Origin of the sequence: Motilimonas eburnea, from assembly GCF_021295345.1 — a bacterium.
Lineage (GTDB): Bacteria > Pseudomonadota > Gammaproteobacteria > Enterobacterales > CBDFNC01 > Motilimonas > Motilimonas eburnea.
Map to the genome: position 1 here is coordinate 75,453 of NZ_JAIMJB010000011.1, position 25,719 is coordinate 101,171.

Below are 25,719 nucleotides of genomic sequence, written 5' to 3' on the forward strand. Positions count from 1 at the left end.
GTGTACTCTTTACCCCTATGGATTACCTCTTTATAAAACAAAGTCATCAACTATTGGTGGCGTTAAGCCTGATGTTATTTTGGTGGCGGGTCGTGCTGCGCCTGATGCAGCACCCTTGGTGTCGGGTAAAATGGCTCAAAATCTTGCCCCATTGCAATGACACGGGAATTGTCTTGATTGGCGCTTGGCTTTGTTACGCGTTATCGATTTGGCCATGGCAGTTAGATTGGCTTATGGTCAAGTTAACGGCATTACTGATATACATCGCTTTGGGGAGTGTTAGCCTGAAGTTCAGTCGCACTAATCAGGGGGTACTTGGCTTTGCAATCGCGGCAACGGGGATATACTGCTACATGATAGGAGTGGCTATGGCTAAATCAGGCTTATCTTGGTGGGGGCTTTATGGATCTTGAGTATCGATTACCTGTTTTTGGGGTGTTGTGGAAACTGTTGATTTTAGCTGCATTTCCTTTGTTAGTTTGGGGGTACTCAAATGTTATGTCGGTTAGCTTTAGTGAATTAGATGAAGGGGTTAACCAGCATAAGGTGACAATTTTTGCGTTGTATTTCGTGCTTATTATGATTTGGTGGTGGCTTAACCCTAAAGTACAACGCTTGTTACGGCGAGGGCAGCGTTAATGCCTTTTGAGCTCAATAGTATGCACTTATTATTACTCCTTGTGAGTGTGGGCTTAATGGCATTATTTGCTCTGGTCATGCGCAAACAGCGACAGGGGTTAGCATTAGTGACTGAAAACGCCCTATTGTCACAGCGATTAAGTGATATGCAGCAAGATAAGTTGACGCTGCAAGAGCAATTGCAACACCAGCAGGCAAAGTTGGATATGCAGCAAGAGCATATCACTAAGCTGACTAGCCGTTATCGCGAGGTACAAGTGCAACTGCATCATGAACGTCAACGGGGTGAAGAGCGGTTGGCGCAACAGGCAGCATCAGAACAAAAGCTCGTTGAGCAGTTTGAACGTTTGTCACAGCGGATCTATGAACAAGAAACCGCCAAGTTTAAATCACTCAATCGTGACAGCTTAGAGCTATTACTTAATCCATTGCAGCAGCAGCTTGCTGGTTTTAAAAGCCAGGTGGCCGACGTCTACAACAATGAAGCCAAAGAACGTTATAGCTTAAAAGTCGAAGTGGAGAAATTAGCGACCTTAAATCAAAGAATGGTGGAAGAGGCGGCTAACCTCACCCAGGCGCTCAAGGGCGATAACAAGCAGCAAGGCAATTGGGGGGAAGTGATATTACAGCGAATATTAGAAGACTCAGGGCTGCGTTTGGGTCATGAGTATGATATCCAGCAAAGTCTGAAAAATGAACAGGGGCGGCGTTATCAGCCTGATGTCATTGTTCACTTACCTAAAGGCAAAGACATCATTGTTGATTCTAAGGTATCCCTTACGGCTTATGAGCGGTTTTTTAATGCGGGATCCGAAAGCGTTAAGAAACAAGCTTTGACCGAGCATGTGTTATCGGTGCGAAATCATATTAAAGGCCTAGGGCAAAAGGATTATCACAAACTAGAAGGGGTGCGCAGCTTAGATTATGTATTGTTATTTATTGCCGTTGAGCCTGCATTTTTATTGGCGGTGCAGGAAGACCCTAGTTTAGTTAAGCTTGCGTTGGAGCATAATATTTTGCTGGCTAGCCCTTCTAATCTGATGATAGCGCTGCGCACCATAGAAAATCTATGGCGCTATCAAAGGCAAGAGGAAAATGCTCAGCTGATTGCGAAAAAGGCCGGCAACTTATATGAAAAGTTACGCTTATTTAGTGAAGATCTGTTAGAGGTGGGAGCATCGATAGATAAGGCGCAGTCGAGTTACCAGCGCTCAATTAAGCGTTTTTCACAAGGTCGTGGTAATGTTGTTCAGCAAGCTGAGCAACTTAGAAGTCTGGGAGCAGAAGTTAATAAAACCCTGCCTAACCGTTTATTAGAAGAGGCTGAGTTAGAAGACGAGGTAGCTGAAAAGCGGCTACTTAATCTCTAACGATAGGGTGGTTAAGTCGCCATGGCCGGCCACATTGGCATTTCGCAATTCGGTTTGTCGTTCAGTTTGCAACGGGGTTTGCAACTTAGTATGCACTTCGCTTGGGTGTACATTTGCCTGCAAGGAAATGCTTGTGGGTTGTTGGCGCACGATTTCTAAGGGAGATTGGCTGCCATTAAGCAACGCCGACACCAAATAACACTGTGCATACAGTAGGCTAGCGGGGTTAAACAAAGCAACACAAGCGGCGACGATCATTATTTGTTTCATAATTTATTCTTTAATCTTGCGCTTTGCGCACTGCAAAAATCTGAGAGAGCAAGCTGTTTATAACACATACCGCATTAAGATGCTTTATTCGTGCCAACTATTTCTAGCAGGATCACGTGGTGAGCTTACTTCAGTTCCACTTGCAAGGCTAAAGGATCGTCGCTAAATACACTGTTTACCCCCCAAGACCAGAGTTTCTTGGCTTGCTCAAGGTGATTAACCGTATAACAAAGCAAGGGGTAGCCTGCTGTGCTAATTTGCTGCGCTTGCTCTTGACTGAGTAAATCGGCATCGCAATGAATGCTAATGGCATTGAGGGATTGGGCTATGGTCAGCCAATCCCTAGGTAGCGCTTCAAACAAGACGCCTATGGCGAGTGTGGGATCTAACTGATGCAGTGCGGCAAGGGTTTGGTGGCAAAAGCTACTGACTAATAATGGACGGCTAAAGTTGGCGCGTTGTAATTCTTGATAGACGGCTTGCGCCATGACATTGGGGCTATGTTGGTAGGTCTTGATCTCCAAGTTTAACCCTAAGCCGAGTTTGTCGATATGGGCCAAGGCATGCTGTAGGCTGGGAATAGGCTCGCCTTGAAATTGAGCTGAGAACCAACTTCCTGCGTCTAATTGGTTGAGTTCGGCTAAGCGGTGCTGAATAACCTGACCCTGACCATTGCTACAGCGTGCCAGGGTATCATCGTGTAGCACCACACATTCACCCGAACCACATAAGGTGGTGTCTATTTCAATCCACTGCAGCTCCATTTCGGCAGCTAAACTAAAACCGGCTAAGGTATTTTCGGGGGCGTGGGCTTTTACGCCTCGATGCCCTATGATGGCCGGTAAATGCCATTTTTCAGTCATAGTTAACTCCGCCAAAACGCAGGGAAAAACAGTACGGTTACGGTTAATATTTCAAGCCGGCCCATTAACATGGCTACACTTAATACCCACTTTGACATATCGGGTAAGCTGGCAAAGTTACCCGAAGGGCCAATGAGCTCACCGAGTCCTGGGCCTACATTTGACACCGCGGTAATGGCAGCGGTGAGAGAAACAACCACATCCGAGCCAAAAGCAGCGAGTAAGGCTGCCGTCACCAATATGGTGGCAAAATAAGCCAAAATAAAGGCAACGAGTGAGCGAATAATGGCGTCGCTCACTCGGCGCTTATTGTAGTTTTGGGGAAATACGCCACGCGGGTGAAGTAATTGTAATGTTTGTTTTTTTAGCAGGGTAGCTGCAATCTGAAAGCGAAATACCTTGATCCCGCCTGAGGTGGAGCCCGAGCAAGCGCCAGCAAACAATAAAAAGAAAAATAGAATCGTGGTGAAGGGCCCCCATGCACTAAAGTCAGACAGACCAAAGCCCGTGGTGGTGACCACTGAAATCACATTAAATAAACTAATACGTATGGCGTCAAACAGATCAAAAGTACCGCGCAGCCATAAATATAAGCTAATCATAAGGCTACTTAGCAAGACGAGTTTCACGAAACCGAGTACTTGGGCGTCGCGATAGATGTGCTTTGAGTTGCGTCTTTTAAAGGCATGGATAATCAGTAAAAAGGGGAGCCCACCCAAGAACATAAACAAGCAGGCATTCCAATGTGCCGCGGCGCTAAAGTGTGACATGGAGCTATCTGAGGTTGAATACCCCCCAGTGGATAAAGTGGTCATGGCATGATTGATGGCTTCAAACTGCGTCATACCTGCCAGCAGATAGCCTAAATAACAGAGCAAGGTAAGGATCACATAAACCTGCAATATCTGCCCAGCCAGTTGCTGTGTTTTAGGCGTACTTTTATCTGACCATTCTGAAGATTCGGTTTGGAACAGGCGCATACCACCGACGTTTAAAAATGGCAAAATGGCCACGCCCATTACAATAAAGCCGATACCGCCCAGCCATTGCAAAATAGAGCGCCACACCAGCACGCTGTGGGGCATGGTGTCGAGGCCGCTGAGCACCGTGCTGCCTGTGGTTGTGATACCGGACATGGTTTCAAAATAGGCGTCGGTGTAACTAATATGCTCGATAAGCATCAAGGGGAGGGCGGCGAAGGCACTCCCCACTACCCAAACGACCGTGGTAAGCAAAAACATTTCGCGCACCCCGAGGCGAAAGGTTTTGACTCGGCCAAAATGCAGCAGCAAGAAGGCGACGGTATGGCTAAGTAGAATCGAAACAAAGAATTCTTTGCTGCCTACACCGCCAGTCAATAAGGCCAGCAGCATAGGTATGTACATAAATAAGGATAACTTTGAGAGGATCAACCCAGTGATAAACAAAAGGGGCTTGTAGTTTAACATTGAATCAATCCCTGCGTTATAGGAAGAAAGGACTCGGTTGAAATAAGCGTTCGACTTCCGGAATAAAGCGTTTGTTAACTAAGAACATCACCACGTGATCATCTTGTTCAATGACGGTATGGTCGTGGGCTATGAGCACCTCATCGCCCCGAACAATGGCGCCAATCGTGGTGCCCGGTGGTAATTTTAATTCACTTAATTTGCGGCCAACCACTTTGGAGGTGATTTTGTCGCCATGGGCGATGGCCTCGATGGCTTCGGCGGCGCCGCGTCGCAATGAGTAAACATTCGCCAGATCGGCCTTGCGTACATGGGTCAGCAGGGCCGAAATCGTTGCCTGTTGCGGTGAAATAGCAATATCGATAGGGCCACCTTGCACTAAGTCAACGTAAGCGCCTCGTTGGATCAATACCATGACCTTTTTGGCGCCGAGCTGTTTCGCTAACATGGCAGACATGATGTTCGCTTCATCATCGTTGGTCACGGCGATAAATACGTCGGTCTGGTCGATGTGCTCTTCGGTTAGCAGCTCATGATCGGAGGCATCACCCGAAAAAACAATCGTATTATCCAGCAGCTCAGATAAGCGTTCGGCGCGTTTGTAATCACGCTCAATCAACTTAACACTGTAGTTTTTCTCTAGTGCTTTGGCTAAACCCGCACCGATATTACCGCCACCGACGATCATGATGCGCAAATAGGGGCGCTCTAGCTTTTGCAGCTCGCTCATTACCGCACGAATATGCGCGCTAGCAGCCACGAAGAAGACTTCATCATCCGCTTCGATGATAGTGGTGCCTTGCGGGCGAATGGCATTACCTTGACGAAAGATAGCGGCCACGCGCGTTTCAATGTTAGGCATATGCTCTTTTAGTGCGGCCAATGCGTTACCGACTAAGGGGCCACCGTAGTAGGCTTTTACTGCCACTAAACCGACTTTACCCTCCGCAAAATCAACCACTTGAAGGGCGCCGGGGTAGTCAATTAATCGCTTAATGTAGTCGGTCACTAACTGCTCAGGAGCGATCAGGTGGTCAATGGGCACGTTTTCATTATTGAACAGGCGCTCTTTCTCACGCAGTAACGCCGAAGAGCGGATCCGCGCAACTTTATTTGGGGTATTAAATAAAGAGTAAGCAACCTGACAGGCCACCATGTTGGTTTCATCGCTGTTGGTCACCGCGACGAGCATGTCGGCATCTTCTGCACCTGCCTCACGTAACACATGAGGATGAGCGGCATGACCTTGCACGACTCGCAAGTCAAATTTGTCTTGCAGCTCTCTTAAGTTATCTTCATTTTGGTCAACGATGGTGATGTCGTTGTTTTCGCCAACAAGGTTTTCTGCCAGCGTCCCGCCAACTTGTCCTGCACCCAGAATGATGATTTTCATTTGTGTCCCTTAATTACGGCCCTTTAATCAGGTCTTATGCCTTGCTTATTTTCGCGTAGTAAAAACCATCCATTTCCTGCTGGCCCGGTAGAATTTGCCACCCAGGTTTATCTGGGGTGTCATCTTGATGGAGTGGTTGCAGTATAGCGTCCTTGTTTTCTGCTAAAAAGTCTTTGATTTGCTGCTCATTTTCATCAGATAAAATGGAACAAGTGGCATATAGCAACGTGCCACCAGATTTAAGTAACGACCAATTTGCTTTGAGGATGGCGCGTTGCAGTTGCACTAACTCGGCTATGTCGCTGTCGCGGCGTAACCATTTTATGTCTGGATGGCGTCGGATCACGCCGGTGGCGCTGCAAGGGGCGTCTAATAGAATACGGTCATATTGTTGGCCATCCCACCAAATATCTGGTGCGCTGGCATCACCATGGATCAATTTGGCCTTAAGACCAATGCGATCTAAATTCTCTTGCACACGGGCTAAGCGCTTTTGATCAAAGTCGATGGCCGTCATACTGGCTAGTTGTGGCTGATTTTCGAGGATATGAGCCGTCTTGCCACCAGGCGCCGCACAGGCATCGAGGATGTGCTCATTGGGCTGGGCATCTAATAATTTCGCCGCCATTTGTGCGGCCGCATCTTGTACCGAGCACGCGCCCGAGACAAAATCGGGTAACACGTTGACATCCACTGGTTGCTCAAGGCGTAATGCTTGAGGTGAGATGTCGCTGCTTGTGCAGGCTAGCTCAGCTTGTATTAACCTTTGCTGGTACTCGGCTAAGCTGTGATGTTGACGATTAACCCTTAGCCACATCGGTGCGCGCTCATTACCCGCTTCGAGAATAGCGGTGAATTGTTGTGGATAGTGAGCTTGTAGACGTTTAACCAGCCAGCTTGGGTAGCAGTATTTCAGGGTGAGGTTGTTGTCGACATCGGCCAATAAGCTTTGTTGTTGGCGCTGAAAATTGCGCAGCACGGCGTTAATCAGGCCTTTTAAGGCGGGCGCCTTGAGATCTTTTACCCCATTAACCGTATCGGCAACGGCGGCATGAGGTGGGATCCGAGTGTAGAGTAACTGGTACATCCCCACCAAAACCAGAAAATGCAACGGGCGCTTTTTCTTGGTAAGCGGCTTGTCCATTAAACTATTGCAAAAATACTCCAGTCGCGGCAACCAGCGTAATACGCCATAGCAAAGCTCTTGCAGCAGCCCCTTGTCGCGAGGCGCAACATTTTGCTGTGCGCGCGGCAAGGCGGTACTGAGTGATTCACCTTGCTCGACTACTGCATTGAGTACTTGAGCCGCAGCGGCTCGCACATTGTTATTGGCCAAGTTGTTGCCCCGCGATAAACCAATCTTGTTTTGCATTAAGTACATCTTGTACTGCCATGGCTTTTTTCCCCGGAATTTGAATCTGCAGCAGATTTAATACGCCATCACCGGTGGCCACCTGAATGCCATTTTTATCGGCAGCTAAAATCGTGCCTGGATGGGCGTTAGTCTGGGTATCGAGCACCTGCGCCTGCCAAACTTTAATGTTTTGACCTTGATGTTGAAAAAAGGAGCAAGGCCAAGGGTTGAAGGCACGAATACAGCGTTCAATAAAGGCTGCCCCTTGTTGCCAGTCAATTAAGGCTTCTTCCTTGGATAATTTTTTCGCGTAGTTGGCTTCATCATCATTTTGTTTAATCGCAACGGCAGTGCCATTGGCAAGGGCGTCAACGGTTTCCAGTAATGCGCTAGGCCCAAGCTCCGCTAATTTTTCATATAAGGTTGCACTGGTGTCTGTTGCTAATATAGGAAGCTCACTTTTACTGAGCATGTCGCCCGTGTCTAAGCCGATATCCATTTGCATGATGGTGACACCTGTGGTGGCATCGCCTGCCCAAATGGCGCGCTGGATGGGGGCTGCACCACGCCAGCGTGGTAATAGTGAGCCATGAACATTAATGCAGCCTAAGCGAGGAGTGTTCAATACTTCGATCGGCAAGAGTAAGCCGTAGGCAACCACTATCATTAAATCAGCATTTAATGCGGCTAGCTCAGCTTTGGCTTGCTCGGATTTAAAATTCTCGGGCTGAAAAACGGGGATTTGATGTTCAAGGGCTAAGCTTTTTACCGCACTAGGAGTAAGCTTTTTGCCGCGGCCTGCAGGGCGATCGGGTTGGGTGTAGACGCCTACTAGGTTGCAGTCAGCTGCAATCAGCGCTGCTAAATGGCGAGCTGCGAAGTCTGGGGTGCCAGCAAATACAATATTAAGTGATTTCAAGATGCTTCCATATAGTTGTTGAGCAGAGGGTAACTGCCCAGCAAAGGAAAATACTAGGTAATTTGCTGGGCAAGGAAACGAGTGATTAACCTCGGCGCTTGGCTTTTTCTAACTTGGTTTTGATACGCTGGCGCTTGAGTGGCGACAGGTAATCAATAAAGAGTTTGCCATCAAGGTGATCAAGTTCGTGTTGAATACATACCGCCAGCAATTCATCCGCTTCGAACTCGACGGTTTCACCGTCAAGGTTAAGTGAACGAACCTTGATTTTATCGGCACGTTGCACTTCGGCACGGGTATCTGGCACGGACAGACAACCTTCTTCCATGGTCTCAACCCCTGATGTTTCGATGATTTCAGGGTTGATGAGAACGAGGCGCTGATCCCGATCTTCTGATACATCAATTACTACAATTCGTTGATGTATATTAACTTGTGTTGCCGCAAGGCCGATGCCTTCTTCCTCATACATAGTGTCAAACATATCCTCAACAATTTGTTTTATTTGAGGTGTGACCTGTGCAACAGGTTTAGCAACTGTTCTTAGACGTTCGTCTGGAAAATGTAATACTTCGAGCAAAGCCATGTTATTATCTTGATACAACTATAAATGTGATTATATGGATTGTTTCAATTCTAGCCACTTCTGCGGTGAATTGACAGACTAAATGCCTACACAGGGAGAGTTATGAAATTTAAACAAGTTGCGACAGTCTTATTTGGGGCGTTGCTGTCGTTCTCCGTGACCGCGGACACTTTGAAATTAAAAGAAGGCCATCCAGATAGTTACATCGTTAAAAAAGGCGACACCCTCTGGGATATTTCGGCTTATTTTCTTGATTCGCCTTGGTTGTGGCCGCGTTTGTGGCAAACCAATCCACAGGTTAAAAACCCGCACCTTATCTATCCTGGCGATAAATTGTATTTAACTTGGGTTGATGGTCAGCCTCAGTTAGGCCGTAAGCGTCTGAAAAAAATGTCGCCTAAGCCGCGCATTGAAGAAAAGCGTTCGGCGGTGCCTACGGTCCCTCTTAATATCATTGAGCCTTTCTTGACAAAAGACCATATTATTGACGAAAGCCTACTTAAAGGCTCGCCAAGGGTGATGGGACAAAATAATCGCAGCACGCGCATTACCAAGGGGCACACCTTCTATGGCGAGGGTCAGTTTGAGCCAAATGTGCATTACGGCGTGTACCGTGTTGGCCCGACTTACACAGATAAAACCACAAAGGAAGTACTGGGCTCAAAATTGGCCTACATCGGATCCGCTCAGGTTAACCAAGACGAAGGGGTGAAGGCGACGGCAGAAGTGACACCTTTAGTGATGACGCAAAGTGCCCTTGAAGCCAAACTGGGTGACATTATTTTGCCTATTCCAGAATACGATGTATTACCCGCATTTTTTATCCCAACTTCTACCCCTGTTGAAATGCGCGGTTATATTGTTGATGCCTTAACAGAAAAAACGGCTTTAGGCAGAGGTGATATCGTGGTGATTAACTTAGGCCAGCGTGATCAAATCGCCCCAGGTGCTATCTTTAGTATTAAACAGCCGGGGGCCACGGTGATACAGCGTGGTGAGAAAATCGTTTATGAAGAAGATGCCAATAAGTTTGAGCAGGTATTCTCAACAGGTGATAAGAGCCTGACCTTGCCCGAAGAGACGATTGGCATGATGATGGTATTTAAGACTTATGAAAAATCCAGTATTGCCATTATTGTTCGCGGCAAAGATTTAGTGGGTCGACACTTTGACATTCAAGGGGTCGAGTTCTAGTCAAGATGATGCAAAGCTCTGGTTAGCGCTGCAAGCTATACCAGGGCTTGGCTGTCAACGCGCCTTAGCACTGGTTGCCCGATTTGGCTTGAGCCAACTGTTTCAACTCGCCACCAGTGAACTTCACGCATTAGCCCTAAAACCGCCCCAAATTCAAGCAATCAAACACCCTGACTGGCAAGGGTTCAATGCCCATATAGAGTGGGTTAACCAGCATGACGCCTCTGTGCTTTGTTATACCGATACCCGCTATCCCGCCCAATTAAAAGAGATTGCAAGCCCACCATTGGTTTTATTTGCCCAAGGTGATTTAGGCTTATTACAGCAGCCACAGATCGCGGTCATCGGTAGCCGTCATAGCACCCATTACGGCCGTGAAAAGGCACAATTATTCGCGCGGCAGTTAAGCCAGCAAGGCCTTGTTATTACGAGTGGTTTAGCCTTAGGGATTGATGCCAACGCGCACCAAGGGGCGCTGCTTGCCCGAGGGGGAACGATTGCCGTATTAGGCTCGGGGTTGGCTAATGTCTACCCCAAGCGCAACATGGCTTTAGCGGCGGACATTAGGCAAAAGGGGTTAATTATTTCTGAGTTTTGGCCAAATTCTCCTCCTCTGGCTAAACATTTTCCCCGCCGCAATCGTATTATCTCAGGGTTGAGCTTGGGGACCTTAGTGATTGAGGCCTCTCTTAAGAGCGGCTCCTTAATTACCGCTAAGTATGCGCTAGAGCAAAATAGGGAGGTGTTTGCCTTACCAGGCTCGATTGATAACGCGCAGGCTTGTGGTTGTCATTGGCTCATTAAACAAGGGGCTAAACTGGTTACCGAAACGGCCGATATAATGGATGAGCTACAATTAATAATGAGCCCACAGCCACAACAGTTGGCTTTAACAGAGGAGAAAAACACGGGAAATACGTTGCCATTTCCAACTTTGTTGGATAGTGTAGGATTTGAAGCCACCTCAATTGATTTGGTGGTTGAACGTAGCGGAGAACCTGTGCATTTAGTACAAACTCAACTGCTGGAACTTGAACTCGACGGTTGGATTGCACAAGTGCCCGATGGATACGTCAGACTGAGGAGGGATTAGTTATGTTCGACATCCTCATGTACCTGTTTGAAACATATATACACAGCGATTCTGAATTACTTGTTGATCAGGAGGAACTTACAGAAGAATTAACCCGTGCGGGTTTTCATCAAGAAGAGATATACAAGGCATTGGATTGGCTAGAAAAATTAGCTGATTTGCAGAACAATGACGAGAACCCATATCTTTGTCGCGATGTGCAAAACTCGATTCGTATTTACACTCAGGAAGAGATGAATCGCCTCGATACCGAGTGCCGAGGATTCTTATTATATTTGGAACAGATAAAACTGCTGAACTCTGAAACCAGAGAGATGGTTATCGACAGAGTGATGGAGTTAGACAACAACGAATTTGATCTGGAAGACCTCAAGTGGGTGGTGCTGATGGTGCTGTTTAATGTACCAGGCAGTGAAAATGCCTACCAACAGATGGAAGATTTGTTATTCGATGTTAACGACGGTCCTGTACATTAATCCACTTCCGGGTGTAGAGGAAAGGTAATCCTTTCCCTTACCCGTCCCCCCAAATTACCCTGATACCCCTCGCTTTGAAAATTGAACTGCCAGAGTCAATTTGAGTCTGTTAGAATCTGCGTGTTGGTATTCATTAGTGAGGCGATTGTGTCTAAGATCGATCATGCTCTGTTTTCAGCTCATGAGCACGCATTGGAAAAAGAAGCTTGCCCGCAATGTGGCAGTGATTTACAGATTAAAAATAGTAAGCATGGCCCTTTTTTAGGTTGCAGTGCTTATCCAAGCTGTGACTACATGCGCCCGCTTCACCATCATGGTGATATCACTAAGATACTTAGCGGCAGTGAATGCCCCGAGTGTCATCGTGAGCTCGCCATTAAACAAGGCCGTTACGGCATGTTTATCGGTTGTACTGGTTTTCCAGATTGTCATCATATCGAGTCTTTATCCCATAAGGACAACACCAATATACCTTGTCCGAGTTGTCATAAGGGCAGCTTGGTTGAGCGTCAGTCTCGTTATGGCAAATTATTTTATGCCTGTGATAGTTATCCCAAGTGTAAGTATGCCGTTAATGAAAAGCCCGTTCCTCAAGCTTGTCCCGATTGCGGTTGGGGCATATTGACCGAGAAAAAAACCGCTGCAGGGCTGCGCCTTGTCTGCCCACAAAAAAAGTGTGGCTATAAAAGTGAGCCACTTTGATGAGCTTGGTTGGATAAAGTCCTCCATTGATTTCGAAACACTATAAGGAATAAAGAACATGGCGTTGCCAGATAAAGCCCAAGTGAAAGCCTATTTATTGCAACTACAAGATCAAATTTGTAATAAGTTAATGCAAGCTGATGGCAGCGGTGTGTTTGTCGAAGACAATTGGCAGCGTGAAGAAGGCGGCGGTGGTCGCACTCGGGTACTGCGCAATGGTACGGTGATCGAGCAAGGCGGTGTGAACTTTTCTCATATCTCGGGTGATAAAATGCCGGCGTCTGCAACCGCACATCGACCTGAACTCGCCGGTCGTCGCTTTGAAGCCATGGGCGTGTCGTTGGTGATCCACCCGCATAACCCCCATGTGCCAACTTCCCATGCCAATGTGCGTTTCTTTATCGCCGAAAAAGACGGCGAGGATCCAGTTTGGTGGTTTGGCGGTGGCTTTGATTTAACGCCGTTTTACCCCGTGGATGAAGATTGTCAGCACTGGCACCAAGTGGCCCATGATTTATGTCACCCCTTTGGTGAGAAAGTGTATCCTGAGTATAAAAACTGGTGTGATGAGTATTTCTTCTTGAAGCACCGCAATGAAACCCGTGGTGTGGGCGGATTATTCTTTGATGACTTAAATCAATGGCCATTTGAAGATTGTTTCGCCTTTATGCAGGCCGTTGGTAATGGCTATTGCGAGGCTTACCTGCCAATCATTGAACGTCGTAAAGCCACCCCCTTTACCGAGCAGCAACGAGATTTTCAACTGTATCGCCGTGGTCGTTATGTCGAGTTCAACTTAGTTTGGGATCGCGGCACCTTGTTTGGGTTACAAAGCGGCGGTCGAACCGAATCTATCTTAATGTCGATGCCACCACTGGTGCGTTGGGAATATGCATTTCAACCCGAAGCAGGTAGCTTAGAAGCTAAATTGGCCGATTATTTAGTGCCTCGCCATTGGCTATAATCGGCGTTATTTACTGATTACGCATATGACTGGCGAGCTGATCCAGTGATGCGCGCATTTGCTCGCGAAGTTCAACATTGCCGACTTGGCGATCTAAGGCTTGGTTCATACAAAACATCCATTGATCGCGCATTTTACAGTCCACCTTAAAGGGTAAGTGTCTGGCGCGCAGACGAGGGTGGCCATACTTTTGTTCAAACAGCGGCGGCCCACCGGTCCAGCCCGAGAGAAACTCAAAGAACTTTTCTCTGATGGCATCAAGGGGCTTAGGATGAATGGCGTATAAGTCAGCGGCTTCTGGTGCGCTCTCCATAATGTCGTAAAAGTCATTGGCCAGTGCCCGCACGCCAAGCTCGCCACCGAGTAATTGATAAGGGGTAAGTGGCTCAACAGGCTTGCTCGCTGCGGATTTGGAAAACAGTTTTTTTATTAATTTCATTGTTAACAATTTGCTGTAAATGGAATAATTAGCAATCAGTTGGCTTCATGGTGAATGTTAAGCTGGCAATGAGTGCTATGAATTACGCAACATTATAAAGGTATCACATGGATAAGTACGCAGTTTTTGGTCATCCGATCGGCCACAGTAAGTCCCCATTTATTCACACCCTGTTTGCGCGTCAAACCCATGAAGATATGAGCTACTGCGCCATTGAAGCGCCGCTGGATGACTTTAAAGGGGAATTGTCGCGTTTCTTCGCAGAAGGTGGGAAAGGGTGCAATGTAACGGTGCCGTTTAAGGAGCAAGCCTTTGCAGCCGCGGATCGCCTGACTCCTCGCGCTCAATTAGCGGGGGCGGTGAATACCTTAAAGCTGACCGATGATGGTCAAATTATCGGTGATAACACAGATGGCGCAGGGTTAGTGCAAGATCTGAAAAATCACCACGTTGAGCTTAAAGGCGCTCGTATATTGCTGTTAGGTGCAGGCGGCGCGGCGCGCGGAGTATGTGGGCCTTTATTAGACGAACAGCCAACCTCTTTGGTGATAGCTAATCGTACTCATGCAAAGGCGCAATTGTTGGCTGATTTGTTCAGTGAACATGGCCCTGTTTCTGCTATCTCATTTGCCGATTTAGAGGGCGAGTTTGATGTCATTATTAATTCTACCTCGGCCAGCCTAAGCGGTGACTTGCCTCCGATTAGTCAGACGCTGGTACGTCCTGAAACCTCTGTCTATGACATGATGTATGGCTCAGCCGACACCGTATTTATGACGTGGGCGAAACAGGCTGGGGCTCGGGTAGTGCTGGACGGCTTAGGCATGCTCGTTGGCCAAGCGGCGGAGAGTTTCGCGGTTTGGCGTGGCATTAAACCGGGCAGCAAGCAGGTGATGTCTGAACTTCGCCGCAACCTAGCGGTGTGAGCCGATGAATCAAAGTATTCAATTTCCTGATCAGCAAGAGTGGAATAGCGAAAACCAAGTGGTTGAATTTCCGGCTCTAAACGCTGGGCAGCTGATTCCTTGTCAAGCCAGTTTAGCTTGGTTGCAGCAGCATGATCCCAAGGTGCAAAACCAGGCCGACATCCTCGCCTTATTTGAACTGCTAAGGTTTGATATTGAAGAGCAAGTCGAAGCTATGATCCAAGACGAGGAATTCGATCAAGATGGCGTGATCCGGTTCTAGGGCCTGTTGACCTTTCGTGGTTAATTTTTGTTCGAGATAAAAGCGTTTTGAGCAAGGCGAGCGGTGTGTAGCTTAGCATTCTAAGTAAAGACCGCTCAACGACGCGCAAAACGCTTTTAGCCGAATCCAAAGGACAGCGTTTGTTGGTCATTTCTACTGCGTTAGCGCCTTTTCGCGTAGGTGACTATGCCACAAAGTCACTGCCTGGTATAAATACCCAACAAATCGCTGCAAAAACAAGCTCCAAAGGTCAACAGGCCCTAGTTATCAGGGAAAACCCTAGCAAAACTAACTTTTTTAGTTATAGACAAGCCGCGGGGGAGAAATTACCCTAAACGGCAATAATGCATGAAACCATGCAACCCAAGGATGTGAGGAGAACAAAGTGGTTAAAGTATTAGTTAATGGCGCAAAAGGACGCATGGGCAGTGAAGCAGTTAAAGCCATCACCAATGATCCTGAGCTAACCCTAGTGGGTGAAGCGGATGTGGGTGATGATCTGGCGGCTAAAATTGCCGAAACCCAAGCCGAGGTTGTGGTTGATTTAACCGCAGCATCAGCGGGTTACAATAATACCCAAACCATTTTAAATGCCGGCGCTCGCCCTGTTATTGGCACCAGCGGTTTTCAGCAACATCAAGTTGAAGAACTGCAACAATTGTCGATTGACAAGAAATTAGGCGGTTTGATTGCGCCTAACTTTTCGGTGGGTGCGGTATTGATGATGAAGTTTGCTGCCGAAGCGGCTAAGTACCTACCCGATGTGGAAGTGATTGAAGCCCATAGCCCACAAAAAGAAGAAAGCCCATCGGGCACGGGCGTTCGCACCGTTGAGTTGATTGCCCAAGCGCGCACTAAAGCGGCAACCCCGACTTCGGATAAAGAGTTAATCGCTGGCGCGCGTGGTGCTAAGTTACATGATGTACCATTACATTCGGTTCGTCTGCCAGGTGTCGTTGCGCAACAAACCGTGTTTTTTGGTGGCTTAAGTGAAACCCTAAAGATTGAGCATAATTCACAGCATCGTGAGTCGTTTATGCCGGGCATCTGTTTAGCTTGTAAGCAAGTGATGACCCGTGAGCAATTGGTTTATGGGCTAGAGCATTTGATGGACTAATACGCCTTTAATCTAGGTTGAACTTTTTATAACAAGGACTGTTATTGCAGTCCTTTTTTGTGTCCGGATGATAGGAAAACAGAATGATGAAAAAGCTTTGTCTGGCTATGCTGCTGCCATTGTCGGCAATGGCAACCGAGATTGTTGACAACCCTCCCAAAACAACCGTTAAACCCAAGGCGATAACGGCTGTCGAAACGTTAAAGCCGGCGTCCGAGGCTGATCACGGGCAAGTAAGTGAAACCAAGGCGAAGCCAAGTGAGCTCAACTTGCTCGGTAAAACAGTGCTGCCGGGGAGTTTTCGCACCCTGTCTTGGTCAAGTGAGCAATCGTTTACCGGTATTGATTTGGGAACGCCGGTGTTGGTTGCCAATGGGCAGCATAGCGGCCCGACCTTGTGTTTGACCGCAGCGGTGCATGGCGATGAGCTTAATGGTATTGAGATCACTCGCCAAGTGTTACACACCTTAGATACGAAAAAGCTCAAAGGGGCGGTGATTGGCGTACCCATTGTCAACTTAGATGGCTTTCACAACGCGTCACGTTACCTTAAAGATCGTCGCGACCTTAACCGCTACTTTCCCGGTTCAACAGAAGGCGCAGCTGCGTCGCGGATTGCCCATTCATTCTTTAGCCAAATAGTGAGTCATTGCGATGCCTTGGTCGATTTACATACGGGATCTTTCTACCGCACTAACTTACCGCAGATCAGGGCCGACTTACGCCACCCTACCTTGGCTGAATTCAGTCGCGGTTTTGGCAATATAACAATCGTACAGAGCCAAGCGAGCAAAGGGACACTGCGCGGTGCTGCTGTGGCGGCGGGGATCCCAGCCGTGACGATGGAGCTTGGCGCGCCCATGAGCCTAGATTTAGAGAGTGTGGCTGTCGGTGTTGCCGCGATCAAACGGTTAATGCGCAGCATGGAGATGGTGCCAGAGCCCTATCGAGGTGGCAGTGTGCAGCCTATTTATGTGGAGTCTTTTTGGCAACGCTCCGATCACAGCGGTATTTTTGTTAGTGATGTGCCATTAGGGGCGAAAATCAAGCCCGGTGATGAATTGGGGCGAGTAACTGATCCTGTGACCAATGCCACGTTTAGGTTACGCTCAGAGGTGGAAGCGACCGTGATAGGGAAAGCGTTGAATCAGTTTGTTTACCCTGGGTTTGCTGTATTTCATTTGGCCATCGCCACCACGCCAGAGGAAGTGGAGCAGAAAGAGGCTGAAAAACACCAAATTGAGCTGTCGGATGAGTCTCAAGCTACAGAGCAAGCTGATCCTAATCTCGAAAGTAGGCTCAGTGATGATGCGGAGGAATCGGACGGCTAGCTAAGCTCAAGCTGCAGTCGTTGCTGAACACTTTGCTTGAGTAGTTGCTCGGCCCTTTTTTTACCTGTTAGCTCATGCTTGTGGATGATTTGGTGCCAAGGTTGCTGTTGCAGCACTCGCGCAATTAACACGGCTTGTTGCAACACCGATAATCCATCAAAATTTGTGTGTTGCACTAACCACTGCTTCAGTAGAGGTAAGCATGACGCCAAAGGCCGTGGATTTAGGCTAACGTTTATCAGCTGTTCAAGTAGCCATGGTGGCGTAGGTTGTTTAGGTAAGGTGGTAATGAGCAAGCTCGCGATATCTGCACTCAGGTGCTGTAATGAGCCGCTTAAGTGATAGCTGAGTTGTTGGCTGAATAAAGCGCGGTGATCCTCTAACGCGAATGCTTTTTCGTTGGTTAAGGCTTGTAACATGATAGTGCTAAAGCAACCACTAGCGCTATCTTGCTTTAGCCCTAAGTGCACAAAATGCATACCTTGGCGGTGCCAAAAGCGGCCGAGATCAGGCGTTAACCCAAAGCTGGTTCCTAACCAGTCAAATCCTTGTTGCTGTGCCCAGTGTTTTAAGTGTTGATAAAATAACGAGCCTAACCCCTGTTGCTGAAGCTGAGGGTGGATGGCAATGCGCATGATGCGGGCAAACTTATCCTTGTAAATGTGCTCAAGGCCAGCTTGATAAAGTAGCACTTGTGGTATCAGTTGACCTTGCGGACGTCTCTGGCCTAAGTATATTTGTTTGGCTAATGCCTGATCTAAGTCGCCTTCTGGGTTAATGAGTGCCGCTCCCAATAAGGTGTCATTTTGCTTCAATAACGCGATGGTTAGTTTGTGGTTATCTAAAATGGCTCTAAGATCAGAGGGTTTAGTTTGATAGTGGGCGCATACCAGTAGAGCAAATACCTCACGAAGTAGGCTTTCATATTGATACAAACGCGCTCCAGAGACGACTTCCATGGTCACCGGGAACTCTGATGAGGGGATTTTGGAATCGACTTGTGGTAATTGGGCATCCAAGAGTAAGGCATCAAAAATAAGCGTTTCCAATGGATCCTGTGTGGCCCAGCGAATGGGCTGACTTAAGTGCTGTTGCTGGACGCTGTTGTTATGCTGTTGTAGGTGGGGAATGAATTTTAAACTGAAGCCCCGGCCAGAACCTTCATACCCATGTAAGGTGGTGGCATAAACCACGCGTGGATAGTGTTGGTCCAGCTGCATTAATAAAGGTAAAGGTAAAGCGGCAGCCTCATCAACCAACAGTAAATCGGCGCAAGGTAACTGGTTGAGGAGTTGATCAGGAGCATAAAAATGGACCTGTCGCTCCCCTAAGTTGACTTGGCTATTCGTGTGTTGCGCGTCCGGTTGTAAGCGTTTTAGTTGTTCAAACAGGGCGTGAACGTGATTGACGGTGGGGGCCGTGACGATAATGCGGACATGATGCTGTTGATCCATTAACTGAGCAGCGGCGATACCTAAAGCGGCTGACTTACCTCGCCCTCGATCGGCGCTGATAACAAGTGGTCGCCGACTTCGGCCTCGTTTAACTCGAATTATCGCAGCCACGGTTTGTGCCTGATCCTGAGATAAATAAGGCGGAGGGCATGGCGCTGTGTTGTTGACCTGGGGGTGAGGAAGTGTCAATTCAATTTGGTTAGCGTGTTGCTCGACAATGGTTACGTTGCGGTCATTCAGTAGGCGCTGTCGCCAACGGCATAGATAATGGCTTTGTGTTGGTAATGGGGTTCCGGCCGATAAAAATCGTTGATAATCTGGGTCAGCAAAGCTTGGCCAATCCTGCAAAGGAGGCACCATCAGCACCATGATTCCGCCTGCTTTTAATGTGCCACTGACCGCGCCCACGGCATCAGCCGAAAAGCCATGAAACGCATCGAAAATCACTTGCTGGCGAGTTTGACCTAAATAGTGCGTTGCTTGTTTGGCTTGGCAAAGTGTATGCCCTAACGGCAATTGTTCTAAAGTGGCGACAATATCCTGAGGTGGCTTACTCACAATTAAGGCATGTTGCTCAATGATTTTTGTTACCTGCTGCCAAGCCCAAGTGTGTTCCCCGCTGATAACAAGCAGATAACGATGCTGGCTGGCCTCTGCTTGTTGTTTGAGCTGCTGATAAATGGGCTGTAAGGTCACATCAACTCCAAAGGTTGAACCAAGCAACCTTATCTAGGTTATAAAACGCGTGGGGGCGAAAATTAGCCAAGTTATACCATGAAGCGATCCCGATACCCAATCAACTTGAAAGGTATGTTTCAAAGGCCGCCATGTTTTCAATCCTCGATACGCGAATGCCGGAATGTCGGTCGCTTCTTAATGCGTGCCATGACCAAGCTGGTTTATTATTTAGTGCTTATTATTTGATATATGTCTCATTTCGGTTTCGATTCGTCACGCTGCGGAATAGGCTTTGATAATATAGCTTAAACCGCTGATTCTTAGTGGTTTACTTATTTTTCTATGGATCCTCGAAGTCGCTATATGAATCAGTTGATGACACCACAAACGCCGCATACTTGCGGTTTTGAAGCCTTTTGTCGTGCTAGCTTCAAGCAATTGCTCACTTTTTATCAACGCTGCAGTTTGGTGTTTGTGGATGATCAAAGTTTGTATCTCGTAAGTCGCGGTGATGGTAAAGATCGCATCTCATTTTATATGACACCTATGTCATTGTTCACTGTTACCGATATTCCCATTCGAGCTTGCTACGCAGTGCTTAATGATGGGGCAGAAATAGAGGGCTATTATCCTTTATTTAACGATGCGGGCCCCGTCGGTATTTTGGTGTTGGAAGCCAATAGCCAGCAACCCCAGCATGTGAATACACAGTTACTGGATGCATTAGCCCTTGGTTTAGATAACTATCGACTTAATCAACAGAATTTGGCACTGCAACAAGAGTTAACACGGCGGGAGCAGTCCCTAACCCATGCAAGAGAGCAGGCCTCAGCTTTTTCGGAGCAGTTGAAAGAGCTTCATGAGATCACGATAAAACTCTCTAAGCTCTACTCATTAGATGAATTGTACCATTGCACCGTGGAAGCGGGGATTTCACGCCTAGGTATTGATCGGATGGCGGTCTTCATCATGGATAAGGCACAGGATAGGTATTTTGGAACTTATGGCACCAATGAAAGCGGAGAGGTCGTTGACGAGAGTTATTTTCAAAACAACATTCCTAATGTGCCCTTTGTACAAGAAGCACTGACCCGTAAGGACTATTTGAGTGTGTGGTATGACACCCCGCTACTGCATGATACAAAGGAAATCGGGGTAGGGTGGAATGCCATGATTGCGTTATGGCATGGTGATGAAACCATAGGCTGGATTGCGTGTGATAATTTTATTCATCATCAACCCTTAATGGATCACCAAAAGGAAGTGCTGATTTTGTTGGCTGCAACCTTGGCGCAGATGATTATGCGCAAGCAGGCAGAAGAGCAAGTGATGCTACTTAACAAAGAGTTGGAAATTCGAGTACGAGAGCGAACCAATGAATTGGCGCAGGCTTATCGCGCATTGGCCGATGCAAACAGTGCATTACAGCGGGTATCTTCCATTGACTCATTAACGGGCTTAGCTAATCGACGGGCATTTGATGAGCGTTTAGAAACGGAGTGGATAAATGGCTTGCGAGAGCAAACCAGTATTTCATTGATCTTGATAGATGTGGATTTTTTTAAGCAATATAACGATCGTTTTGGTCACCCAGAAGGAGATGGTTGCCTGCAGCGGATCGCCAAAGCGCTAACCAGTTGTGTTAATGGTAATAAAGATTTAGTTGCCCGTTATGGAGGGGAAGAATTAGTGTTACTTTGCCCAGGGATCACCGCTGCACAAACGGGTGTATTGGCAGAGCTGTGCCGTAAAAAGATTGAGCAACTCAACATCATCCATCCCGTTAGTGGTATCAATGACAGAGTGACCATAAGTTTAGGCTATGTGTGTATGAAACCGGTTAATGGCATGTCATTTAAAAACTTAGTCTGCATTGCCGATCAGGCGCTCTATCAGGCTAAACAAACGGGCCGTAATCTCTCGGTACAAGCCGACTACAGCCTAAGGGATAAAATTAAATAAATCACTTAGAGCATTTGCAACCCGCCACAATATCTGTATAATACGCCCCACTTACTAATAGAGTAGGTGGAGCTAACGCTCCCTGCCAGCATGACTGGCCACACAGAGCCCCCGATTTGGGTGGCTAATGGTTTAAGCTTCACTAGTCACTTTGTATAAGAAAGTTGATTGGTGGTGTTTTTTTTATGTTTTTAACTATTGGAGCCTTGGTCCATGCAGAACCAAAGAATCCGTATCCGCCTGAAAGCGTTTGATCACAGACTGATCGATAACTCTACAGCGGAAATCGTTGAAACTGCAAAGCGCACGGGTGCTCAGGTTCGTGGTCCGATTCCACTGCCTACACGCAAAGAGCGCTTTACTGTACTGGTTTCTCCGCACGTAAACAAAGATGCGCGTGATCAGTACGAGATTCGTACGCACAAGCGCTTGATTGATATCGTAGAGCCAACTGATAAGACTGTTGACGCACTAATGAGGCTAGACCTAGCCGCTGGTGTTGACGTTCAAATCAGCTTGGGCTAAACGGAAGAGAAAGAGGTTATAACAATGACAATCGGTCTAGTTGGTCGTAAAGTTGGTATGACTCGCATCTTCACTGAAGATGGCGTTTCTATTCCAGTTACGGTAATCGAATGTACTGCTAACCGCGTCACTCAGGTTAAAGGCCTAGAGACTGACGGTTACAGCGCAATTCAAGTGACCACCGGCACCAAAAAAGCAAGTCGCGTAAACAAGCCTCAAGCAGGTATTTTCGCGAAAGCAGGTGTTGAAGCAGGTCGCGGTTTGTGGGAATTCCGTCTTGCAGACAATGAAGGCGCAGACATCCAAGTGGGTGCTGAGCTAAACGTTGATACATTCAACGAAGTAAATAAAGTAGACGTTACTGGTCAATCTAAAGGTAAAGGTTTCCAAGGCGCTGTTAAGCGTTGGAACTTCCGTACTCAAGATGCGACTCACGGTAACTCTCTTGCCCATCGTGCACCAGGTTCTATTGGCCAATGTCAAACTCCTGGTCGTGTATTCAAAGGCAAGAAAATGGCTGGTCACATGGGTGCTGTTCGTGTAACGACTCAAAACCTAGAAGTTGTTCGTGTTGACGCTGAGCGTAACCTTATCCTTGTAAAAGGTGCGGTACCTGGCTCAATCAACGCTGACGTCATCATCAAACCTGCCGTAAAAGCGTAACAGGAGATAGTAATGGAATTGGTATTGAAAGACGCGAACAGCGCTCTTGAAGTTTCCGAAACTACCTTCGGACGTGAGTTCAACGAAGCTCTGATTCATCAAGTTGTCGTTGCATACGCTGCAGGTGCTCGTCAAGGTTCTCGTAAACAAAAGACTCGTGCAGAGATCGTGGGTACGGGTAAGAAACCTTGGCGTCAAAAGGGTACTGGTCGCGCACGTTCTGGTAGCCAAGCGAGCCCAATCTGGCGTTCTGGTGGTGTAACTTTTGCTGCGCGTCCACAGGACCACAGCCAAAAAGTTAACAAGAAGATGTACCGTGGTGCTGTTCAAAGCATCCTGTCTGAACTTGTTCGCCAAGATCGTCTAGTGGTAGTAGAAAGTTTCGGTGTTGAAACACCTAAAACTAAAGAGCTAGTAGCTAAGCTAAAAGAGCTTGAGCTAAACGATGTTCTAATCATCACTGAAGAAGTAGATGAGAACTTGTTCCTAGCCGCGCGCAACTTGTACAAAGTTGACGTACGTGATGCTGCTGGTATCGACCCTGTTAGCCTAATCGGCTTTGACAAAGTGCTTGTTACTGCGGCTGCAGTTAAGAAGATTGAGGAGACTTTAGCATGATCAGTGAAGAGCGTTTACTGAAAGTTCTGAGTGCTCCACACATCTCTGAAAAGAGCACTCGTTCTGCTGAAATAGACAACACAGTTGTATTTAAAGTTGCAAAAGATGCAACTAAAGCAGAAATCAAAGCAGCAGTTGAAAAACTGTTTGAAGTTGAAGTGACTGGCGTTAGCACTCTTGTTGTTAAGGGTAAAACCAAGCGTCATGGTCAACGTGTAGGCCGTCGTTCTGATTGGAAGAAGGCTTACGTGACTCTGGCAGACGGTGCTGAAATCGATTTCGCTGGCGCTGAGTAAGAGGAACTTTATCAATGGCTATTGTAAAATGTAAGCCTACATCTCCAGGTCGTCGCCACGTCGTTAAAGTGGTTAACAACGACCTGTACAAAGGCAAGCCATACGCGCCACTACTTGAGACTAAGTCTAAGTCTGGTGGTCGTAACAACGGCGGTCGTATTACAGTTCGTCACATCGGTGGTGGTCACAAGCAACACTATCGTGTAATCGACTTTAAACGTAATAAAGATGGCATCCCTGCAAAAGTTGAGCGTTTGGAATATGATCCAAACCGTACTGCGAATATCGCATTAGTACTTTATGCAGACGGTGAGCGTCGCTACATCCTGGCACCTAAAGGTGTTCAAGCTGGCGATGCACTACTATCTGGTATCGAAGCACCTATCAAAGCAGGTAACGCATTACCTATGCGTAACATCCCTGTAGGTTCAACTGTTCACGCAGTAGAAATGAAGCCTGGTAAAGGTGCTCAACTAGCTCGTTCAGCAGGTGCTTACGCACAGATCGTTGCTCGTGATGGTGACTATGTAACACTACGTCTTCGCTCTGGCGAAATGCGTAAAGTTCAGTCTGACTGTCGCGCGACAATCGGTGAAGTAGGTAACGCAGAGCACATGCTACGCCGTCTAGGTAAAGCTGGTGCAAGCCGCTGGCGCGGTGTTCGCCCAACAGTACGTGGTGTGGTAATGAACCCGGTTGATCACCCACACGGTGGTGGTGAAGGTCGTACTTCTGGTGGTCGTCACCCTGTATCACCTTGGGGCGTACCAACCAAGGGCTACAAGACTCGTTCGAATAAACGTACTGATAAGTACATTGTTCGTCGTCGTAACAAGAAATAATTAGAGGAATACGCCATGCCACGTTCTCTCAAGAAAGGTCCATTTATCGACCTACACTTGTTGAAGAAGGTAGAGAAAGCGTTGGAAAGCGGTGACAAAAAGCCTGTTAAGACTTGGTCCCGTCGTTCAATGATCATTCCAGATATGATTGGTTTGACCATCGCTGTCCATAATGGTCGTCAGCACGTACCAGTTTTCGTAACCGACGAAATGATCGGCCAAAAACTGGGTGAGTTTGCACCAACTCGTACTTATCGCGGTCATATCGCTGATAAGAAAGCGAAGAAGAAGTAAGGAGTAGATGATGGAAGCTATCGCTAAACATAAATTTGCTCGTACTTCGGCGCAAAAAGCACGTCTAGTTGCTGACCAGATCCGTGGTCTACCAGTTGAAACAGCGCTTAACATCTTAACTTTCAGCGACAAAAAAGCTGCTGACCTAGTTAAGAAAGTTCTTGATTCTGCTATTGCTAACGCTGAGCACAATGAAGGCGCTGATATTGATGAACTAAAAGTTGCCAAAATTTTTGTTGATGAAGGTCCGACCATGAAGCGTATCATGCCTCGTGCAAAAGGCCGTGCTGATCGCATTCTTAAGCGTTCTAGCCACATCACTATTGTGGTATCGGACAGGGGATAAGTAATGGGTCAGAAAGTACATCCTAACGGTATTCGCCTAGGTATCACTAAGCCTTTTAGCTCTACCTGGTATGCCGAAAAAGATTTCGCTGCTAACCTATACGGCGATTTCGAAGTGCGTCAGTTCCTTACTAAAGAACTGAAAAACGCGTCTGTTTCTAAAATTACCATTGAGCGTCCAGCTAAGAGCATTCGTGTGACTATTCACACTGCTCGTCCAGGCGTTGTAATCGGTAAGAAAGGCGAAGACGTAGAAAAATTGCGTAACCGCGTCGCTAAAATGGCTGGCGTACCTGCGCAAATCAACATTTCAGAAGTTCGTAAGCCTGAATTAGATGCCAAGCTTGTTGCTGATAGCATCTCTTCTCAGCTAGAGCGTCGTGTTATGTTCCGTCGCGCAATGAAGCGTGCAGTTCAAAATGCAATGCGTCTTGGTGCTAAAGGTATCAAAGTTGAAGTAAGTGGTCGTCTTGGTGGTGCTGAAATCGCACGTACTGAGTGGTATCGTGAAGGCCGTGTGCCTCTACATACACTACGTGCAGACATCGATTACTCGACGTCTGAAGCTTTAACTACTTACGGTATCATTGGTGTTAAGGTTTGGATCTTTAAAGGTGAAGTTCTAGGTGCACTACCTCTAGGTAATGAACCAGAAGCACCTGCCAAGCCTAAACGCAAAGGCCGTGGTAAGTAAGG

30 protein-coding genes are annotated in these 25,719 nt (G+C 47.3%); 21 read left to right on the top strand and 9 right to left on the bottom strand.

All coding sequences use genetic code 11. The features are described 5' to 3' along the window. Nucleotides 1-17 precede the first annotated feature (17 nt). From K6Y21_RS12250 to rmuC, 3 genes are read left to right on the top strand one after another with little or no spacing between them, the layout of a single operon-like run. The gene (locus tag K6Y21_RS12250) at nt 18-413 is read left to right on the top strand and encodes a SirB2 family protein (protein WP_233072142.1); all 396 of its coding nucleotides are present in this window, start codon (nt 18-20) and stop codon (nt 411-413) included. After that, on the top strand, nt 403-639 hold the full coding sequence (locus K6Y21_RS12255) for a hypothetical protein (protein ID WP_233072143.1): 237 nt from the start codon (nt 403-405) through the stop codon (nt 637-639). Before K6Y21_RS12250 ends, K6Y21_RS12255 begins: the two co-directional genes overlap by 11 nt. Then, entirely contained in the window at nt 639-2,009 is a 1,371-nt protein-coding gene (rmuC, locus tag K6Y21_RS12260) for a DNA recombination protein RmuC (protein ID WP_233072144.1), read from the top strand. Before K6Y21_RS12255 ends, rmuC begins: the two co-directional genes overlap by 1 nt. On the opposite strand, the gene K6Y21_RS12265 is transcribed toward rmuC, so the two are convergent. The 7 genes from K6Y21_RS12265 to def form a co-directional block, all read right to left on the bottom strand. Further along, complete coding sequence (locus tag K6Y21_RS12265; RefSeq protein WP_233072145.1) at nt 1,995-2,279, bottom strand: hypothetical protein; 285 nt, start codon at nt 2,277-2,279, stop codon at nt 1,995-1,997. The two genes, rmuC and K6Y21_RS12265, sit on opposite strands and share 15 nt — an antisense overlap. A gap of 125 nt (nt 2,280-2,404) precedes the next feature. Beyond that, nucleotides 2,405-3,142: a glycerophosphodiester phosphodiesterase family protein gene (locus tag K6Y21_RS12270; RefSeq protein WP_233072146.1), complete on the bottom strand. Its 738-nt coding sequence runs from the start codon at nt 3,140-3,142 to the stop codon at nt 2,405-2,407. A 2-nt stretch (nt 3,143-3,144) separates the two neighbouring features. Then, on the bottom strand, nt 3,145-4,590 hold the full coding sequence (locus K6Y21_RS12275; RefSeq protein WP_233072147.1) for a TrkH family potassium uptake protein: 1,446 nt from the start codon (nt 4,588-4,590) through the stop codon (nt 3,145-3,147). 16 nt (nt 4,591-4,606) lie between these two features. After that, nucleotides 4,607-5,983, bottom strand: a complete 1,377-nt coding sequence (gene trkA / locus K6Y21_RS12280) for a Trk system potassium transporter TrkA (protein ID WP_233072148.1) — start codon at nt 5,981-5,983, stop codon at nt 4,607-4,609. Nucleotides 5,984-6,017: 34 nt separating this feature from the next. Then, nucleotides 6,018-7,355 carry a 16S rRNA (cytosine(967)-C(5))-methyltransferase RsmB gene (gene rsmB / locus K6Y21_RS12285; RefSeq protein WP_233072149.1) on the bottom strand — a complete coding sequence of 446 codons (1,338 nt, stop codon included), beginning with the start codon at nt 7,353-7,355 and terminating at the stop codon, nt 6,018-6,020. After that, complete coding sequence (fmt, locus tag K6Y21_RS12290; protein WP_233072150.1) at nt 7,309-8,256, bottom strand: methionyl-tRNA formyltransferase; 948 nt, start codon at nt 8,254-8,256, stop codon at nt 7,309-7,311. Before fmt ends, rsmB begins: the two co-directional genes overlap by 47 nt. 85 nt (nt 8,257-8,341) lie before the next feature. Beyond that, nucleotides 8,342-8,842 carry a peptide deformylase gene (def, locus tag K6Y21_RS12295; protein WP_233072151.1) on the bottom strand — a complete coding sequence of 167 codons (501 nt, stop codon included), beginning with the start codon at nt 8,840-8,842 and terminating at the stop codon, nt 8,342-8,344. A gap of 102 nt (nt 8,843-8,944) precedes the next feature. Here def and K6Y21_RS12300 point away from each other — a divergent pair, with 102 nt between their 5' ends. The 5 genes from K6Y21_RS12300 (at nt 8,945) to hemF (ending at nt 13,271) form a co-directional block, all read left to right on the top strand. Continuing rightward, a complete protein-coding gene (locus tag K6Y21_RS12300; protein WP_233072152.1) occupies nt 8,945-10,036 on the top strand; it encodes a LysM peptidoglycan-binding domain-containing protein in 1,092 nt (363 codons plus the stop codon). After that, nucleotides 10,011-11,129: a DNA-processing protein DprA gene (gene dprA / locus K6Y21_RS12305; RefSeq protein ID WP_233072153.1), complete on the top strand. Its 1,119-nt coding sequence runs from the start codon at nt 10,011-10,013 to the stop codon at nt 11,127-11,129. The genes K6Y21_RS12300 and dprA overlap by 26 nt, the downstream gene beginning before the upstream one ends. A gap of 2 nt (nt 11,130-11,131) precedes the next feature. Then, nucleotides 11,132-11,605, top strand: coding sequence for a DUF494 family protein (locus K6Y21_RS12310; RefSeq protein ID WP_233072154.1), 474 nt, complete (start codon nt 11,132-11,134; stop codon nt 11,603-11,605). Nucleotides 11,606-11,752: 147 nt separating this feature from the next. Beyond that, nucleotides 11,753-12,307, top strand: a complete 555-nt coding sequence (locus tag K6Y21_RS12315; protein WP_233072155.1) for a DNA topoisomerase family protein — start codon at nt 11,753-11,755, stop codon at nt 12,305-12,307. A 58-nt stretch (nt 12,308-12,365) separates the two neighbouring features. Then, on the top strand, nt 12,366-13,271 hold the full coding sequence (gene hemF / locus K6Y21_RS12320; protein WP_233072156.1) for an oxygen-dependent coproporphyrinogen oxidase: 906 nt from the start codon (nt 12,366-12,368) through the stop codon (nt 13,269-13,271). A gap of 10 nt (nt 13,272-13,281) precedes the next feature. Here the strand turns inward: hemF and K6Y21_RS12325 are convergent, their stop codons facing one another. After that, entirely contained in the window at nt 13,282-13,710 is a 429-nt protein-coding gene (locus K6Y21_RS12325) for a group II truncated hemoglobin (RefSeq protein WP_233072157.1), read from the bottom strand. A gap of 107 nt (nt 13,711-13,817) precedes the next feature. On the opposite strand from K6Y21_RS12325, the gene aroE reads away from it, so the two are divergent. The 4 genes from aroE to K6Y21_RS12350 all read left to right on the top strand — a co-directional run bounded on the left by aroE (nt 13,818) and on the right by K6Y21_RS12350 (nt 17,346). Continuing rightward, nucleotides 13,818-14,636, top strand: coding sequence for a shikimate dehydrogenase (aroE, locus tag K6Y21_RS12330; protein WP_233072158.1), 819 nt, complete (start codon nt 13,818-13,820; stop codon nt 14,634-14,636). 4 nt (nt 14,637-14,640) lie between these two features. After that, on the top strand, nt 14,641-14,898 hold the full coding sequence (locus K6Y21_RS12335) for a DUF1488 family protein (RefSeq protein ID WP_233072159.1): 258 nt from the start codon (nt 14,641-14,643) through the stop codon (nt 14,896-14,898). 385 nt (nt 14,899-15,283) lie between these two features. Then, a complete protein-coding gene (gene dapB, locus K6Y21_RS12345; protein ID WP_233072160.1) occupies nt 15,284-16,015 on the top strand; it encodes a 4-hydroxy-tetrahydrodipicolinate reductase in 732 nt (243 codons plus the stop codon). A gap of 83 nt (nt 16,016-16,098) precedes the next feature. Continuing rightward, nucleotides 16,099-17,346, top strand: coding sequence for a succinylglutamate desuccinylase/aspartoacylase family protein (locus K6Y21_RS12350; RefSeq protein WP_233072161.1), 1,248 nt, complete (start codon nt 16,099-16,101; stop codon nt 17,344-17,346). Here the strand turns inward: K6Y21_RS12350 and K6Y21_RS12355 are convergent. Further along, nucleotides 17,343-19,496, bottom strand: coding sequence for a tRNA(Met) cytidine acetyltransferase TmcA (locus tag K6Y21_RS12355; RefSeq protein WP_233072162.1), 2,154 nt, complete (start codon nt 19,494-19,496; stop codon nt 17,343-17,345). The two genes, K6Y21_RS12350 and K6Y21_RS12355, sit on opposite strands and share 4 nt — an antisense overlap. A gap of 345 nt (nt 19,497-19,841) precedes the next feature. Between K6Y21_RS12355 and K6Y21_RS12360 the strand changes: the two genes are divergently transcribed. The 9 genes from K6Y21_RS12360 to rpsC all read left to right on the top strand — a co-directional run bounded on the left by K6Y21_RS12360 (nt 19,842) and on the right by rpsC (nt 25,717). Further along, the gene (locus tag K6Y21_RS12360) at nt 19,842-21,440 is read left to right on the top strand and encodes a GGDEF domain-containing protein (protein WP_233072163.1); all 1,599 of its coding nucleotides are present in this window, start codon (nt 19,842-19,844) and stop codon (nt 21,438-21,440) included. Between the two features lie 213 nt (nt 21,441-21,653). Further along, entirely contained in the window at nt 21,654-21,965 is a 312-nt protein-coding gene (rpsJ, locus tag K6Y21_RS12365) for a 30S ribosomal protein S10 (RefSeq protein WP_119909477.1), read from the top strand. Between the two features lie 24 nt (nt 21,966-21,989). Beyond that, nucleotides 21,990-22,628, top strand: coding sequence for a 50S ribosomal protein L3 (rplC, locus tag K6Y21_RS12370; protein ID WP_233072164.1), 639 nt, complete (start codon nt 21,990-21,992; stop codon nt 22,626-22,628). A 12-nt stretch (nt 22,629-22,640) separates the two neighbouring features. Then, entirely contained in the window at nt 22,641-23,246 is a 606-nt protein-coding gene (rplD, locus tag K6Y21_RS12375; protein WP_233072165.1) for a 50S ribosomal protein L4, read from the top strand. After that, nucleotides 23,243-23,542, top strand: coding sequence for a 50S ribosomal protein L23 (gene rplW, locus K6Y21_RS12380; protein WP_233072166.1), 300 nt, complete (start codon nt 23,243-23,245; stop codon nt 23,540-23,542). Before rplD ends, rplW begins: the two co-directional genes overlap by 4 nt. A gap of 14 nt (nt 23,543-23,556) precedes the next feature. Further along, nucleotides 23,557-24,384 (top strand): 50S ribosomal protein L2, encoded by an 828-nt coding sequence (gene rplB, locus K6Y21_RS12385; RefSeq protein ID WP_233072167.1) that lies wholly within the window; start codon nt 23,557-23,559, stop codon nt 24,382-24,384. A gap of 15 nt (nt 24,385-24,399) precedes the next feature. Beyond that, on the top strand, nt 24,400-24,678 hold the full coding sequence (gene rpsS / locus K6Y21_RS12390; RefSeq protein ID WP_233072168.1) for a 30S ribosomal protein S19: 279 nt from the start codon (nt 24,400-24,402) through the stop codon (nt 24,676-24,678). Between the two features lie 10 nt (nt 24,679-24,688). Further along, entirely contained in the window at nt 24,689-25,024 is a 336-nt protein-coding gene (gene rplV, locus K6Y21_RS12395; RefSeq protein ID WP_233072224.1) for a 50S ribosomal protein L22, read from the top strand. A gap of 3 nt (nt 25,025-25,027) precedes the next feature. After that, nucleotides 25,028-25,717, top strand: a complete 690-nt coding sequence (gene rpsC, locus K6Y21_RS12400) for a 30S ribosomal protein S3 (RefSeq protein ID WP_233072169.1) — start codon at nt 25,028-25,030, stop codon at nt 25,715-25,717. Nucleotides 25,718-25,719: the final 2 nt, after the last annotated feature.

Excerpts from the sequence above, each read along its gene's own strand:
- rpsC (WP_233072169.1), top strand. The coding sequence starts at position 25,028 with ATGGGTCAGAAAGTACATCCTAACGGTATTCGCCTAGGTATCACTAAG.
- K6Y21_RS12270 (WP_233072146.1), bottom strand. The coding sequence starts at position 3,142 with ATGACTGAAAAATGGCATTTACCGGCCATCATAGGGCATCGAGGCGTA.
- rsmB (WP_233072149.1), bottom strand. The coding sequence starts at position 7,355 with ATGCAAAACAAGATTGGTTTATCGCGGGGCAACAACTTGGCCAATAAC.
- K6Y21_RS12335 (WP_233072159.1), top strand. The coding sequence starts at position 14,641 with ATGAATCAAAGTATTCAATTTCCTGATCAGCAAGAGTGGAATAGCGAA.
- rplV (WP_233072224.1), top strand. The coding sequence starts at position 24,689 with ATGGAAGCTATCGCTAAACATAAATTTGCTCGTACTTCGGCGCAAAAA.
- def (WP_233072151.1), bottom strand. The coding sequence starts at position 8,842 with ATGGCTTTGCTCGAAGTATTACATTTTCCAGACGAACGTCTAAGAACA.
- rplC (WP_233072164.1), top strand. The coding sequence starts at position 21,990 with ATGACAATCGGTCTAGTTGGTCGTAAAGTTGGTATGACTCGCATCTTC.
- rplB (WP_233072167.1), top strand. The coding sequence starts at position 23,557 with ATGGCTATTGTAAAATGTAAGCCTACATCTCCAGGTCGTCGCCACGTC.
- K6Y21_RS12350 (WP_233072161.1), top strand. The coding sequence starts at position 16,099 with ATGATGAAAAAGCTTTGTCTGGCTATGCTGCTGCCATTGTCGGCAATG.
- K6Y21_RS12275 (WP_233072147.1), bottom strand. The coding sequence starts at position 4,590 with ATGTTAAACTACAAGCCCCTTTTGTTTATCACTGGGTTGATCCTCTCA.
- K6Y21_RS12325 (WP_233072157.1), bottom strand. The coding sequence starts at position 13,710 with ATGAAATTAATAAAAAAACTGTTTTCCAAATCCGCAGCGAGCAAGCCT.
- rplW (WP_233072166.1), top strand. The coding sequence starts at position 23,243 with ATGATCAGTGAAGAGCGTTTACTGAAAGTTCTGAGTGCTCCACACATC.
- K6Y21_RS12300 (WP_233072152.1), top strand. The coding sequence starts at position 8,945 with ATGAAATTTAAACAAGTTGCGACAGTCTTATTTGGGGCGTTGCTGTCG.
- aroE (WP_233072158.1), top strand. The coding sequence starts at position 13,818 with ATGGATAAGTACGCAGTTTTTGGTCATCCGATCGGCCACAGTAAGTCC.
- K6Y21_RS12360 (WP_233072163.1), top strand. The coding sequence starts at position 19,842 with ATGAATCAGTTGATGACACCACAAACGCCGCATACTTGCGGTTTTGAA.
- rpsJ (WP_119909477.1), top strand. The coding sequence starts at position 21,654 with ATGCAGAACCAAAGAATCCGTATCCGCCTGAAAGCGTTTGATCACAGA.
- rpsS (WP_233072168.1), top strand. The coding sequence starts at position 24,400 with ATGCCACGTTCTCTCAAGAAAGGTCCATTTATCGACCTACACTTGTTG.
- K6Y21_RS12265 (WP_233072145.1), bottom strand. The coding sequence starts at position 2,279 with ATGAAACAAATAATGATCGTCGCCGCTTGTGTTGCTTTGTTTAACCCC.
- trkA (WP_233072148.1), bottom strand. The coding sequence starts at position 5,983 with ATGAAAATCATCATTCTGGGTGCAGGACAAGTTGGCGGGACGCTGGCA.
- rplD (WP_233072165.1), top strand. The coding sequence starts at position 22,641 with ATGGAATTGGTATTGAAAGACGCGAACAGCGCTCTTGAAGTTTCCGAA.
- rmuC (WP_233072144.1), top strand. The coding sequence starts at position 639 with ATGCCTTTTGAGCTCAATAGTATGCACTTATTATTACTCCTTGTGAGT.
- K6Y21_RS12250 (WP_233072142.1), top strand. The coding sequence starts at position 18 with ATGGATTACCTCTTTATAAAACAAAGTCATCAACTATTGGTGGCGTTA.
- hemF (WP_233072156.1), top strand. The coding sequence starts at position 12,366 with ATGGCGTTGCCAGATAAAGCCCAAGTGAAAGCCTATTTATTGCAACTA.
- K6Y21_RS12310 (WP_233072154.1), top strand. The coding sequence starts at position 11,132 with ATGTTCGACATCCTCATGTACCTGTTTGAAACATATATACACAGCGAT.
- K6Y21_RS12255 (WP_233072143.1), top strand. The coding sequence starts at position 403 with ATGGATCTTGAGTATCGATTACCTGTTTTTGGGGTGTTGTGGAAACTG.